General features: G+C 41.1%; 12 protein-coding genes. All 12 read right to left on the bottom strand.

Annotation, left to right across the window (positions count from 1 at the left end):
* Window positions 1–105 precede the first annotated feature (105 nt).
* A complete protein-coding gene (locus AC3A14_RS11525) occupies window positions 106–1,356 on the bottom strand; it encodes a glycosyltransferase (protein WP_318733892.1) in 1,251 nt (416 codons plus the stop codon).
* On the bottom strand, window positions 1,323–3,116 hold the full coding sequence (gene asnB, locus AC3A14_RS11530) for an asparagine synthase (glutamine-hydrolyzing) (protein WP_318733894.1): 1,794 nt from the start codon (window positions 3,114–3,116) through the stop codon (window positions 1,323–1,325). Before asnB ends, AC3A14_RS11525 begins: the two co-directional genes overlap by 34 nt.
* A gap of 3 nt (window positions 3,117–3,119) precedes the next feature.
* Window positions 3,120–4,121 (bottom strand): glycosyltransferase, encoded by a 1,002-nt coding sequence (locus AC3A14_RS11535; protein ID WP_318733896.1) that lies wholly within the window; start codon window positions 4,119–4,121, stop codon window positions 3,120–3,122.
* A gap of 201 nt (window positions 4,122–4,322) precedes the next feature.
* Window positions 4,323–5,018 (bottom strand): class I SAM-dependent methyltransferase, encoded by a 696-nt coding sequence (locus AC3A14_RS11540; RefSeq protein ID WP_318733898.1) that lies wholly within the window; start codon window positions 5,016–5,018, stop codon window positions 4,323–4,325.
* 82 nt (window positions 5,019–5,100) lie between these two features.
* Window positions 5,101–6,351 (bottom strand): glycosyltransferase family 4 protein, encoded by a 1,251-nt coding sequence (locus AC3A14_RS11545; RefSeq protein ID WP_318733900.1) that lies wholly within the window; start codon window positions 6,349–6,351, stop codon window positions 5,101–5,103.
* Window positions 6,305–7,723 (bottom strand): hypothetical protein, encoded by a 1,419-nt coding sequence (locus AC3A14_RS11550; protein ID WP_318733902.1) that lies wholly within the window; start codon window positions 7,721–7,723, stop codon window positions 6,305–6,307. Before AC3A14_RS11550 ends, AC3A14_RS11545 begins: the two co-directional genes overlap by 47 nt.
* 12 nt (window positions 7,724–7,735) lie before the next feature.
* The gene (locus AC3A14_RS11555) at window positions 7,736–8,938 is read right to left on the bottom strand and encodes a glycosyltransferase family 4 protein (protein ID WP_318733904.1); all 1,203 of its coding nucleotides are present in this window, start codon (window positions 8,936–8,938) and stop codon (window positions 7,736–7,738) included.
* A complete protein-coding gene (locus tag AC3A14_RS11560; protein WP_318733906.1) occupies window positions 8,935–10,044 on the bottom strand; it encodes a glycosyltransferase in 1,110 nt (369 codons plus the stop codon). The genes AC3A14_RS11555 and AC3A14_RS11560 overlap by 4 nt, the downstream gene beginning before the upstream one ends.
* A complete protein-coding gene (locus tag AC3A14_RS11565) occupies window positions 10,041–11,150 on the bottom strand; it encodes a glycosyltransferase family 4 protein (RefSeq protein WP_318733910.1) in 1,110 nt (369 codons plus the stop codon). Before AC3A14_RS11565 ends, AC3A14_RS11560 begins: the two co-directional genes overlap by 4 nt.
* Before the next feature lie 80 nt (window positions 11,151–11,230).
* The gene (locus AC3A14_RS11570; RefSeq protein WP_487779004.1) at window positions 11,231–12,178 is read right to left on the bottom strand and encodes a glycosyltransferase family 2 protein; all 948 of its coding nucleotides are present in this window, start codon (window positions 12,176–12,178) and stop codon (window positions 11,231–11,233) included.
* The gene (locus AC3A14_RS11575) at window positions 12,127–12,882 is read right to left on the bottom strand and encodes an FkbM family methyltransferase (protein WP_318733914.1); all 756 of its coding nucleotides are present in this window, start codon (window positions 12,880–12,882) and stop codon (window positions 12,127–12,129) included. Before AC3A14_RS11575 ends, AC3A14_RS11570 begins: the two co-directional genes overlap by 52 nt.
* 33 nt (window positions 12,883–12,915) lie before the next feature.
* Window positions 12,916–13,527, bottom strand: a complete 612-nt coding sequence (locus AC3A14_RS11580; RefSeq protein WP_271940468.1) for a methyltransferase domain-containing protein — start codon at window positions 13,525–13,527, stop codon at window positions 12,916–12,918.
* Window positions 13,528–13,533: the final 6 nt, after the last annotated feature.

The raw sequence follows: 13,533 nt of genomic DNA on the forward strand, positions 1-13,533 counted from the left end.
AAATAGAAAATGAGTTCGAGTCTCTCTCCGCCCATAACCCAAGAACCTCTTTATCTTTGGGCCTAGACAAGCGAGATCTTTGTCAGTACTATAGTCTATTTTTTCTTAATTGAATAATCTAATATTTTTCTGAATTAGAGGAAGATAAATGTCAGCCAGCTTTTCTGCAATGGCTGGCCAAGAATAGCAGTGTTTCACTAAAGTCTGACCCTTCTGACTGAGTTTCTGGTTATCTGAGTCCAGTAACTGAGTAATTGCACTCGCTACAGATTCTCTATTACCTTCGACAACTAACCCAGCATTTGCTTGCTCAATCTCTGGAGCAATTTGTACTTCTGGGGTAACGATCGCGGGCAAACCAGCAGCCAAGGCTTCGACTACGGCAATACCGAAATTTTCCGAAAAGGAAGGAAGTACAAAAATATCGGAGCCTTGCAGGACTAAATCTTTATCTTGGCCAGCAACAAAACCAGTAAACCGGGTGCATTTTTGTAAGTCTAATTGATGGAGTAATTGGTTTAATTCCTGGATATATTCAGGATCTCCAGAACCAGCAAGCAAAAGGTAAATGTTAGGATGTTTAGATTTAACTTGGTGAAGGGCTTCGATTAAAAGATCCGGGCGTTTTTTATAATGCAGGCGAGAGAGAAATAAAATAATCGGCGCGTCTAAAGGAATATCATATTTTTTCCGCAGTTCAGCTTTAGCATCAGGTTGGATTTCTGGGATTTCAACTCCTAGGGAAATGGTTACGGTAGGGGCGGTAATGCCATAATTGCGAACATCTAAGGCTTCTCCGTCGGAGGTACAGTGAATGGCGGCAGCTTGATTGAGGTTGTGCCGTTCGATAAGAAGGCTATAGAGTTGTTTTTTGCCACGACTTTGAGCTAAAGCCCAGGGGGAGAGTTGACCAATGGTGCGCCGAATATAGGGAGTTTTGTGGTATTTGGCAATAACGGCCGCACAAGTGGAAGCGTAAGAAAACAGATAATGAGTATGAATCAAATCATAATCTTGGATATGCTTCCATAACCATTGGGTGAGGGGCCAAGAAAAGAGAAAGCCTCTATCTTGAGTTAAGCTGGCACCTGACGAACTTCCGGCAGGAAAAAAGTAAATGGGAACGCCTTGATAGTCTGTTCGTTTTCCTAAAGGAACATCTAGGGGTTGTCCTGTTGCTCCGTTATCATCGGTGGTGGCAATTTCGGCGTTGATTCCTTTTTTCCGTAAGGCTTTGACCATGTTGATGACAGCATAACTGGGGCCACCCCGTAGAGGGGAGACGCTGGGAATGACATGGAGAATGTTTAGGGATTGATGGTTCACGGGAGGGAAATACCAAGATTTTGTAACCATTTCTGGAGAATAACGAGACTCCAGCGACGATACCAGGGAGTAAGGGATAGTTGACCAATGGAGGTAAGCTGAAAGAGTTCATTCCATTCTGGATCGTTGAGCCAGCGATCGAAGGGAAAGAGAAATCCTTGTTTGGGTTTGTTGATGACCCAATCTGGAAGTTCGGGGACGGCTTGAATGAGGAGTTGTTTGCCTTGAGAGAGTCTGAGGGAATGGGGAATGGTGTCAATGGTATCTAGAATAACGCGATCGAGGAAGGGAACGCGAACTTCTAAGCCCCATGCCATGCTCATGACATCGCTATCGCGGAGAAGTTGGTTTCTCATATAGCGGTTGATTTCTAGGAAGCTGACTTCATCTTCTGGGGAGGGACAAGGAGGGATTTCTAGGGTAGGTCTGAGAGTGGAGGTGTCTTGCTGAGGGCAGAAGTGATTGAGAATTTGTAAGGTTTCTGGATGGGTAAAGATGCCGCGATAGCTGAGATAGGCGTTTAAGCTGTTGGGGGGATGTTGGAGAAAGTCGCTAATTCGTTGGAGTTTAGGATTTTTTGTCCATTGATTGAGGAGTTTTCCACAGTTGAGGGGTTGGAGGAACTGGAGGCGTTTTCCCCAGGCTACCATTTTGGGGACTTGTTGAAAAGAGCTGTAACCGCCAAAAAGTTCGTCACCACCGAGTCCGGATAGGGCCACTTTTGTACCGTGTTCTCTGGCGATCTTCGAGACGCAATAGGTGTTGAAACCGTCGATGCTGGGTTGATCGATCGCCCCAATAAACTGATTCATCAGTTGACGAGCGACTTTTGCGGTAAGGATATACTCAGTATGGTCGGTTTCAAAAGTCTCGGCGATCCGTTGAGCAATGGGGCCTTCGTTCCATTGATTTTCTTCAAAGGCGATGGAGTAGGTTCGCAGTTGACCGAGTTGGGTTTGACGAGCGAGGGCGACGAGGGAGGTGGAGTCGATGCCCCCACTGAGAAATACGCCTACGGGAACGTCGCTGACAAAGTGATATTTGATGGAGTCGATCAGGGCTTGGCGAACTTGTTCTTTGGCTTCTGTGGGCGTAATGGGTTGGGGATTAAACTGGATTTGCCAATAGTGTTGTTGAGTGATATGTCCAGCTTGCCAGTGCAACCAATGACCAGCGGGGAGGGCATAGATATCTTGGATTAAGGTATCGGGTTCGGAAACGGAGCCACTGATGAGATAGGTATAAAGTCCTTTGAGGTTGAGGGTTTTGGGGGGTAAACCGGAGGCGAGGAGGGTTCGTAGTTCGGAAGCGAAGAGGAGGGTCGATCCAGATTGCCAATAGTATAGGGGTTTGATGCCGAGGGGATCGCGGGCTAGAAAGGCGGTTTTTTCCTGGTCATCCCAGATAGCGAAGGCGAACATGCCTCGAAGTTGGTTGACGCATTCTGGCCCGTGTTTTTGGTAGAGTTTGAGGATGACTTCGGTATCGGTTTGGGAGTGGAAGGTTTCGCCTTGGGCGATCAGGGTTTCTCGGAGTTGACGAAAGTTGTAGATTTCGCCGTTGAAGGCGATCCAGTAGCGCCCATGATCGGTAGACATGGGTTGATGGCCGGCGGGGCTAAGGTCAAGAATGGAGAGGCGAGTATGGGCTAAACCGGCTTGGCGATCGCCAGAAATGTAGAGTCCCTGGTCATCGGGACCTCGATGTTTGAGGGCATTCTGCATTTGGGTGATCGCTTTTTCTAGGCGATCGGGATCTGAGTAACCGATACAACCGGCAATTCCACACATAGCTTAATGAACTCCTGTTGGATGTTTTTCCTGCCAAAATTCCGATAGATGCTGGTTTAGGGTTTGTTGAAAGCGTTCAAACCCGTAAATTTCTATGACTTTTTGCCGCAGTGCTTCGGGTTGGTACATGAGAGGATTAGGATAGGTTTTCTGGAGGATTTGAGTTAGGGTTCGGGCAATTTCTTCTATATTGTCCGGGTTAACTAAGGCTCCAAGTTCGCCATGACACAGGGCATCAATTGCCCCATCTTGATTTCCACCCAAGGTGGGTTTTCCACAGGCTAGGGCTTCTAGATAAACGATACCAAATCCTTCTCCTTTACTAGGCATGGCAAAGACATCACATAGATTATAGTGGTCACAGAGTTCTTCGTCAGGAATAAAGCCAGTGAGAGTGACGTGACGGCTAAGATTGAGAGATTGAATTGCCTCTTCCACTCTGGCGCGATCGCCGCCTTTGCCCACTAGGAGATAATGAACATCGGGGCATTGTGACAATACGCTGGGGAGTGCTTGCAAGATGCGATCGTAGCCTTTGTATTGCTCGTCGGGATCGAGGCGAGCAACAGTGAGAATGATGGGTTCATTAGGCTGGAGGTTATAGCGTTCTAGAAGGTAGGAGGGTTTTGGGGTAATGTGGAATTTCTCTTGGTCGAAGGTGTTGGGTAGAACTTTAAGGGTTATGGGGTTGAGGCTTTGGTCTTGAATGAGGCGATCGCGGGTATAGTGACTCACAGCAAGAATGCGATCGGCGTGTTCGAGGGCGGTTTTTAGGTTGGGGCGATCGATACTCCAAACTTCTATACCGTGGGCAATAATCCAGTAGGGAATCCCGAAGAACCTTTTCAACCAGTAAGCAACTATGGCAAAATTACAATGGGTGGCGATCGCCAATCCAGGATTTTGCCATATTCCATATCCTAGTAACTGAGCAGCAAATACTATAGTGCGAACCCTCTTTGGTAAAACCCCAGAACAGTAAAATACAGTATTCTCTGAACCCATATAACTGGGTATATAGTACCTATCGTTTTTTAGGAAAACATGATAGCTAATATCTGGGGATAAGTTCTCTAGAGCCTTTAATAAGAACGCAGAATACGTCTGAATTCCACCTTTTGATTCAAATAAGTTAGGGAACCACAAGTGCAAAAACACTGATTTCAACTGTTTTGTTTTTTGGCGATCCACTTACACTCTTATCCCCTATAAAATTCTTAATATCTTCTTTTTAACAAATCTTTTTGTCGATTCAGGTAATAAGATTGACAATTTCCGTCTAACGGCTAGTTCTATCTCGTTCCAATATCGATCAATCTGATTTACTTCCTCATCATTGATAGTTATCAATTTTTTATGCTTAATAATGGAGTATAGAAGGTGATCGGTTAAGTCTTTTTCTTGGAATTTTTTGGGTTTTCTTGCCTTCATAAAAACACCAGGCTGATCTGGATCTTTCTCCAAAATTTCTATAGAAAAATCAGAAAATATTACCTCCATATCTGAAACTTGATAGCGCCAGTAATCCGCTGGAGCACTATGATAAGGGAATCCTTTTGATCTTGTAGTTAGTAGCAAAATCCCATGTGGTTTTAAAACATTTTTCAGATTGCTAATCACCGTACGCCAGTCTTGTACGTGCTCAACCACTTCTGTACAAATCAATAGATCGAATTGTTCAGCACCGTAATGCTTGACTAAATCCTCAGCATTAGACACCTCGTCAACTCCCGGCCCCATAGCAATATCCACACCTTTATAGCTCAAAGGTTCTAAAGCTTCAACCATAGACCTTAAAGAACCATTAATGTCATACGCACCCACTTCAATTACTGATTTTCCTCGAACATCTTCAGACTTTAAAATTTTATTCGCGAATTCGATACAAGATTGGTCACACATTTTTATTTTCCCCTCATTCAATGGTCATTTATCTTAAGTAGAGCAGGTACACTCTTGCTAAGATGATAGCAAAAAAAACAATTTATGACAACATAGCACTCACTTGATTTTGGAGTGTTTTTCGATATTGACTCCACGTTAACTTTTCAGCTTTTATACGAGCAGCTTTTCCCATGGCTTTTAATGCTCCAGGATTATCAATACACCATTCAATTTTTTCTTGCAACGCTTCACTATCGCGAATGGGGATAATAAATCCTTCAACTCCATCAGTAATGATATCTGGACCGGCTGTATTCGGGGTAGTAATTATGGGAATACCACAAGCCATAGCTTCTAGAATCACTAAACCAAATCCTTCAACTAAAGAAGGAAAAATAAAGACGCTAGCACTGCTATAATACTGGTTGAGAGTATAGTGAGGAACAGGAGGAATATATCTAAACATATCTTGATATTTATTGAGCCATCCAGATGGAAATTCATTAATACCAATTAGACAGAGTTCTGCATCCAACCTCCTTAAATTTTTCCAAGCTTTCAACAAATAGTGAATCCCTTTTCGAGGTTCAACACGACCGACATAGAGAGCGCGAAAGAGATCGTCACGTTTTAGTTGGGGACGGAAATAGTCTAGAGGCGCACCATAGGGAATAACACTAATCTTTTCTGGATTTACACCAAAATTGAGTAAGGATTGACGAGTGATAGAGGAGGCAACAAAAATGCGATCGGCTAACTCAACTTCTTCTTCTTTACGCCTGAGTTTCCACTCAGTTTCTTTCGTACCTTGTAGGGCTGGAGCTAGGTCGGGGAATCGTTCAGCTTCTTGTGCTTGAATATCTCGACTCATTTGATAAAAGAGAATCGGAAGATCGTATAGGCATATTATCCCTCGCTTTTTTGCTTCTTGAAATGTAGTAGCTGCTCCATCTTCATAGGCGTAAATAGCATGGAGTCCATCCAGATGAGATTGGGCAACTTGGCGATCGATAAAAGTATAAATCCAGTCAGTTAATCGCTGGTTATTGAGACCGAAGCGACGGGGTAAACCTGTGCGAACTAAGGCAACTCGGAGAATTTCCCACCCAGGGTAGGAGTGCATTGTAGTCTCTTCTGGAGGTATCCAGGTACGTCGGCTGAGTTCTTGAGAGATCTTCTCTTTGAAATTTGTTGGCAGTCGATTGAGCAGATCGGCGATGCTCGAATTAGGATTGTAGGCGATCGTGGTAATAATTTCATGCAAAAAACCACCTTCTGCTAGAGCCAAAGCCGCTTCACGAGAGTTAGGGTTCCCGGTAGGATGAATCAGGGAAATACGGTAGCTGTTCATAAGAATGGACGATCTGATATTGTTTTCGCCAATTTTCCATTTTTTCTAAATGAGGTAGGAGATAGAGGAAACCAGTCATCCACCAGTAGTAAACGTTATAAGTAATGTGGAAAACATGCTGATTCGGTAACCAAATAATTTGCATAAGAAAGGCAATCAATGCCAGATTTCGCAAAAAAGGACGCTTCAGTTTCCAGTACAAAGAAAACAGTGCAGCCATAACTGCTATTTTTAATCCATACCAAAGGATAAAACCAATTGGCCCTATTTCCAATACAATTCTCCCCATTTCAGATTCATACCCTATGGGAATAATTTCACCCATCGGTAAATTTAAAACATTTCTCAATATAGGTGTTGCTTGGTGAGTGGAGCCAATGCCAAAACTATCGAAGTGTTTAAATTGCAAGTTATTAATGGGTTCAATTACAAATAAAAGTAGGCGGATTCTTAAGTCAGAAGTTAATAAGATTCGCTCGAATACAGTTTCAACTTCTGATGCAAATATAACAGGAGTTAGTCCCACTAAAATTAGAGTTGGAGGTAGAGTCCATTGAAGGATACGCCAAACTCTATTGAACTGTCCAATGCTCTTGATGGAAAAATAACCAATCAACAGTAATCCTACCGCAAATATGATAGTTCGAGAACCGGTCATGAAGGAGTTTAAAATGAGTAATATGCCACTGGATATGACAATCAGTGTCTCCTTTTGCTGTAACTTTTCTTCTAAAAAAATAAGGGCTATACTTATGTTAAATAACAAGTAAGGGATATAGGTGTTAACATAGGAAAAAGCGCCTGTAATCCTAACATTACCCCCACCTCCAAATAGGGCCGTATTTCCTCCGGATTGCTCCAATCCTGGCGCATAGGAGTTTATGGGACTAGATGCTGGACTAAAAAATTGGATAATTCCTAAAATACCTACCGGTATAACAAATATCAATTGTTGTCTTAGAAACTCCTTGAATTCTGCTTCTGATTCGAATAGATTAGGTAACATCCAGATGATAGGTACATAATAAAAGTAGTTTTTCAGTCCCCAAATCCCCACAACAAAAGAGCCTAAACTAGGGTTAAAAACTTGGAATAAACACCATAGAAATGACAACAGAAGGAAAACATGAAAAACATCAATTTTGAATTTGAGCAACTTCTTTTTAGCAAGACCGTAATATTGAAAGTATGCTCCGAATAATACAATATCTTTTAGAAAATAAATGAATTCGCTCGCTTGAGGCAAAATCCATTTTCTCAACACACCTTCTAGAAGAATCAGGAGTAATAAGGCTTTAACCGATCGCCGCCAGTCCAGACAAGATAGATAAAAGATAACACTAACAGCAATTAAGGCAATCAGGAGTTTCATGGGTCAATCAATCTAGACTAATGAGGTAACTTTTCCAACGGCTTCTACTAAACTTTCAACATTTTCACGCGGTGACCAGGTTTCCATTCTAGTTTTTGCTGCTATACCCATGACTCGAAGCTTGTCAGGTTGGGTCAGAGTTTGTTTAAAGATAGTTGTTAAGGCATCAATGTTACCACAAGGGTAGGTAAAGCCGGTTTTACCTTCTTCTACAAGATCGTAACCTGCACCGATACGATCGCTGACGACTACGGGTATACCACAAATCATGGCTTCATTAACAGGTAACCCATAAGGTTCATATTCTGAGGAAAAAGCAAGAATATTACTGGAAGCATAAACCTCGGGAAGGTTGGAATATTTGACTAAACCCAGAAAACAAACTTTGTCTTTAATCCCTAAATCTTTTGCTTGAGCTTTTAGGTCATCTGCTAAGGGGCCATCTCCAACCATGAGTAAATAGCTATTAGGAATATTCGCCTTGGCAAAGGCTTCGATAACGTCTTGAGGTCGTTTTCGAGGAATAAATTTTGCACAGAAGACGACTACAGTGGCATCTTCTGGAATGTTCCATTTCGATCTCACTGAACTTCGAGAAGAATTCCTGGCTGTTTCGGCGATCGCGTCATTATCGACAACATAGGGAGTAATAAAAATTCGGTCTTCAGGTACGCCTAATGAATGAATAAATCGTTTGGAAGCTGTAGAAAGGACAAGCACAGCATCGGCAATTTGATTATAAAGAAAGGGTAAAACTTTTTTCTTAAGGGGAATTTTCCAATTGTCACCAGAGATGGGTTCTATATAGGTAGCATCGGTGGAAAGAATCAAAGGTTTTTTAGCTAGTTTTGCAGCAGCGATCGCCATCCAAAACGTGACATAGTTGTGGCCATAAACCACGCAGCAATCAAAGTCTTTGACTAATTTAATTAAACCAGGATTGATGAGGCCAAAAGCACTGTCTAAATTTGGTACTGGCGATCGATTGGGAACGTAAACCCAGGGATAATCTTCTAGGAGGGGGATATCAAAAACAGATTTGGTAATATATTCGGGGTTATTTTGTAGTGAATCAGTATGTAATTTTTCTTCCGGCAAAGTGCAGTAAGCGACCAAGATATCCAATTTAGGATGTTTGGCCATTAAGCGTAGGGATGCTGGATTTTGAATGGGTTGAGAAGAAACCAACAATACCCGTTTTTTCTCTGAAATCATGGTTTTAAGGTTTCCATAAAACGCTGTGCAATTACATCCCAAGCAAAATGGCTTTGGTAAATGTGGAGACTCCTTTGATGGAGATCTAGCCATAGTTTGTCATCTTGAAGGACTTGTGTCAATGCAGAGGCTAAACCTTGGAGATCGCCTGTAGGTACGAGTAAAACTCCTGCTTCAGGAATGGGATGAGCCGTTTCTGTGTCTTGATAAGCCACGATAGGAAGTCCACAGCTTAATCCGGCGATCGCCGTAGTTTTACGAGAGCAAATTTCACCCCGTACAAATAACATCACATCTGCTTCCATCAGCGCTTGAGTAATTTCTTCTGGCTTGAGTAACCCTAGAACGGAAATTTCCACGTTAGTATCCTTTAGAGCTTCTCTAAGTTCTAGTTCAGCTTCTTTTGAACCTCTTCCTAGAGTCACCAGACATAATGAATCAATATGTTTCGCAGTTTGGGACATCGCAGCAGCGATCGCCTCAACTTCATCTCCTGTAATGTCTACACTAGTCATCCCAAATACTACCACCGTCTTTGTATGCCTCTGAGAAGGGACTTCCTTAGACTTCACTGTCATCAAGTCCAGTTCCGGCATATTTGAGCCTACAGGGATAAATGTACATTGAGATGAAGCAACGGGGAGCCAGGTTAATTGCTCTAGATCGACATTAAAAATTGAGCGATCGCTCATTCCTATGGCAGTGCGAATTGTCCAAACTTGGATCGCACTCCTAATTTTGGCTTTTAAATTATTTCCAGGATACCCCTGGACTTCATGAAACATAATAGCAACTCTAATCTGACGAATTCGTAGAAGTTGTAAAACAACTATGAATAGGATAGGTAATGCTAATTCAGACCAAGCAGCCGCTGTATACTGAACGATTACCCATTGTCCATACCAACTCTCACTTTCTTGCCATAGCCAAGTTAGCGCTCTCAACCATCCTTGTTCTTTCCAAGGCACCCATTGCAGTGTTAGCTGTACATTTTTTCCTTCCATTGCCTGCTTCAATTTTGTACAATAGTCTACCACTCCATCCGCTAAGGCTTGTTGCTGCCCAAGTAAAGCTATTAGCTTATTTTTTGTTTCTTTTTCGGTCATTTAATACTTTCCTTTCGAACTTCTTCTAACCAACTTATATACTGAGCTTCCAGTTGCTTCACTGCCCAATCCCAATGTAAGCATTGAACTCGTTGATATCCATTTTTGGCAATGTACTGGCGCAATGATTCGTTTAATAAAAGTTGTTTTACCCCCTCATATAGAAATGGAGAACAAGGCTGTTCGAGAACAACCGCTTCTTGATGATTCTTGAGACTAACAGCAAACCCAGTTTTAGCTGCGACAATTGCAGAACCGCAAGCCATTGCTTCAGGCATGACTAATCCAAAGCTCTCATATATGGAGGGGACAACTAGAATCGATAGACTCTTATATATTTCTTTCAATTCTTCTTTATTGGCAACAAAAGGTATGACTTCTATTCGAGAGCATAATTCTAGAGGAAAGTATTCTTCTTTCTTAAACGATTTTCCAACTCCAATTAATTGGAAAACACAGTCTGGAAAATCCACCAGCAACCGAGGGATATCAGTACCAATAACTTTAGTCCCCTTACGTGCGATCCAAGAACCACAATAGCCTATAATTTTTTTTCTTTCAAATTCAACCGTTAATCCTAAATAATTCTTTAATAGGCACGGTTCTATAGCCATAACTCTATCTTCATTCTGGTATTGATGCTTAACGACATAATTGCGTTCATTCTCACTTACAGTTACGATAGCATCCACACTGGTAAAGGCATATTTGAACCAAGCACTTTGATTGAATTGATACCATTTTGCCAACGGATTTTCAACCCAACCGTACTGAGAACCTTCAATCAAGGTTTGATAAAAATATGTTTCCAATCCATTTGAGTGACTAACGAGTAACTTTTTTTTGTTTCTACTTCTACTCAATAGTCTGGCAATTAACCAAGATTCTCCACCGTAAAATTCAACTATATCATAATTTTTCTTGGTTAATTGTCGTTTTGTAAACAATAACATACCAATAGTTTGGCGATAATGGGTAGCTCTACCCTTAAAAAACTTTAGAACTTCGTAAGAATCTGGTCCGAACAAATCTACATCGTGGTCTCGTTCTTGCAAGCCATAACAAAAATTTGTAATCACATATCCTGAACCAGAGTTTTCAGCCAAGGGACAGTTACTTATTGACAATATTTTCATAAACTAATTTATTGAATAAATCAAAATTTTTCTTTAGAATTATATATATTTTAAACTATTTGGTTGTATTTTCCTGTTTGAAATAGTTTTCCATATTTTTGACCCAGTTCTCTCGTTTTCTGGTAATCAACAAAAGTAAAACCAGCTTTTCGGATATTTATAGAACCTAGAAATGCAATCCACCAAAAATAAATTAAGCACTCAGATTTTTTCAAAAAATTTGGCAAATAGAAAGCGTAAGTGAGATACGATAAAAGGAAGTGACCTTTACAGAGCATTTTAGGATCTCGGATAATGATAGGTGTTTGGTGAATGACGTGAGTTTCTGAACAGTACCTGATTCTGTACCCTAACGCTTTTAGCCTGGGGCCGAACTCTAAATCACAAACATATCCAAAAGCTTCTAAAAAGTGGTGGTACTCAAATATTTTCCTAGGATAAATAGAAGCTCCACCGCTAATCCCCATACAGTCATCAAAATTCTCTATGGGTTTGTGAAAGCCACGAGGTTGAATTTCTCCTGGTAACTGGAAGAGAGATTGAGTTCCAGGAATTTCACAATATTCACCTAAAGTCCAAATGCTATTAGGATCGGACTCTAATAGATTTTGGATGATTTTAAAATGATTTTCAGGAAATGTATGATCGTCATTAACTATACGAACATGGGTTCCGTGACAAGCGTCAACTGCATTATTAAGATTAGCTTGTAAACCTCGACGAGGGCCGGTAATATATTGACAGTTCCAACCCTTTGCTATCGCTTCTATTTCCGGTGCCATTTCCGGATCGGAATCATCGGAAACGATTACTTCAAAAGGTTGAATGCTTTGCGATCGCAAACTTTCTAAACATTGACTTAAGAGTTCTGGGCGGTTCCGAGTGACTAAAGCGACACTTAGGGTGATTTTTTCTGAGTGATTAGACATGATCGCACCATAGAAAACTATACTAACCAAGCTTTCTCCTGGGGAGTATTCCGAATATTGCTTGCCCAAAATTCACCAGCTTTACCATCTGGAAATGAAGTCCAATTATCTATCACAAATCCACGTTCTTTAAGCAGTTCTAGCCCTAATTCTGGATATCCACTTTGACACGTATGAAATTCTCCTACAACATATTTTACTTTTTCCAAGGAAATAGATTTCAGTATTTCATATTCAGATCCTTCACAGTCCAGCTTGAGCAAGCTAATACTTCCTCCTAATTGAGCAGTAACTTCATCAAAAGCAATCATCTGGCACTGAGATTTTTGAGATGAATCTTCTCCTGTCATTAGGATAGAAGAAGCGGTCAAATCTTCTTGGAAAGTGAGGTTTACTTTTTTAGTAGTTCGTCCCACAGCATAAGAAGAGATTTCCACATTCAAGTTCTGTAAATTTTTCTCTAAGTCAGGCAATACTTGCGAACAAGGTTCATAAGCGTAAATTTTAGTTTGAGGGAAGAGAGTAGCCGCATGAACTGAAAAAACACCAATATTGGCTCCAATATCAACAATATTATCTATGGACTTAAACCGTTTAAGTCCATAGCAATCATTTAGCACAATTGCCATTAGCATAGTAAGAGCATATTGACCAGAAACAGTTCTCTGAACTCCATTAATATAGTAATTACAAGTTTCTGGTACCTGACTTGGGCGAAAGTACCTTCTTGTCAATTGCATAACAGCATAACTACGCAAGATTTTACCTAACATAAAAACTCTCCACCACTTGATCTTGGTAAAATGTTAATTTTTCCCCGATTCAAATTCTTTAACCCCGATTGTAATTGTATCGATAGAGTAAGGAATTGGCCACCCTAATAATCTCTTCACGACACTTTTATAGATAGGTTGTGGGATAAATGATGTTGCTGGAACCATTCGTCTACTGGCCGTTGATGTGACTTCTAATGTTTCCGATATACTCAGTTCAACATTAAGCCCTGCATGTTCATAAAGAGCTTTCATCCCTTCTGGATGAATTCTCCAGCAATCAACAGGGGCTTCGTGATAAGGCCAGCTTACAGGACCAATTGTAATTACTTTACCTCCTACTTTAGAGATTCTAGATAACTCTTCGACCCAAAGCCAAACTTTTCTAATATGTTCTATCACCTGACCTGAGATAATGATATCAAAGGTCTCACTGGCAATCGGATAAGCATACTCACTATCTACTCTATAGGTTAATTCTTCATTCGATATCATATCTAGTGTTTCCCAAGTGATTGTGTCATTTCCCACTATTTCTTGGTAAGTTGATGGATGTCCCTCCGGTCCAATTTCCAGAACTCTCATATTATCCTTGAATAAGGACTTGGCATATTTTTGAAAAAGTAGTTTGCTGTTTGGGTGCATTGAAAA

It is taken from the genome of Roseofilum sp. (assembly GCF_982964205.1).

Excerpts from the sequence above, each read along its gene's own strand:
- AC3A14_RS11560 (WP_318733906.1), bottom strand. The coding sequence starts at position 10,044 with ATGACCGAAAAAGAAACAAAAAATAAGCTAATAGCTTTACTTGGGCAG.
- AC3A14_RS11535 (WP_318733896.1), bottom strand. The coding sequence starts at position 4,121 with ATGGGTTCAGAGAATACTGTATTTTACTGTTCTGGGGTTTTACCAAAG.
- AC3A14_RS11525 (WP_318733892.1), bottom strand. The coding sequence starts at position 1,356 with ATGGTTACAAAATCTTGGTATTTCCCTCCCGTGAACCATCAATCCCTA.
- AC3A14_RS11540 (WP_318733898.1), bottom strand. The coding sequence starts at position 5,018 with ATGTGTGACCAATCTTGTATCGAATTCGCGAATAAAATTTTAAAGTCT.
- AC3A14_RS11575 (WP_318733914.1), bottom strand. The coding sequence starts at position 12,882 with ATGTTAGGTAAAATCTTGCGTAGTTATGCTGTTATGCAATTGACAAGA.
- AC3A14_RS11555 (WP_318733904.1), bottom strand. The coding sequence starts at position 8,938 with ATGATTTCAGAGAAAAAACGGGTATTGTTGGTTTCTTCTCAACCCATT.
- AC3A14_RS11545 (WP_318733900.1), bottom strand. The coding sequence starts at position 6,351 with ATGAACAGCTACCGTATTTCCCTGATTCATCCTACCGGGAACCCTAAC.
- AC3A14_RS11550 (WP_318733902.1), bottom strand. The coding sequence starts at position 7,723 with ATGAAACTCCTGATTGCCTTAATTGCTGTTAGTGTTATCTTTTATCTA.
- AC3A14_RS11580 (WP_271940468.1), bottom strand. The coding sequence starts at position 13,527 with ATGCACCCAAACAGCAAACTACTTTTTCAAAAATATGCCAAGTCCTTA.
- asnB (WP_318733894.1), bottom strand. The coding sequence starts at position 3,116 with ATGTGTGGAATTGCCGGTTGTATCGGTTACTCAGATCCCGATCGCCTA.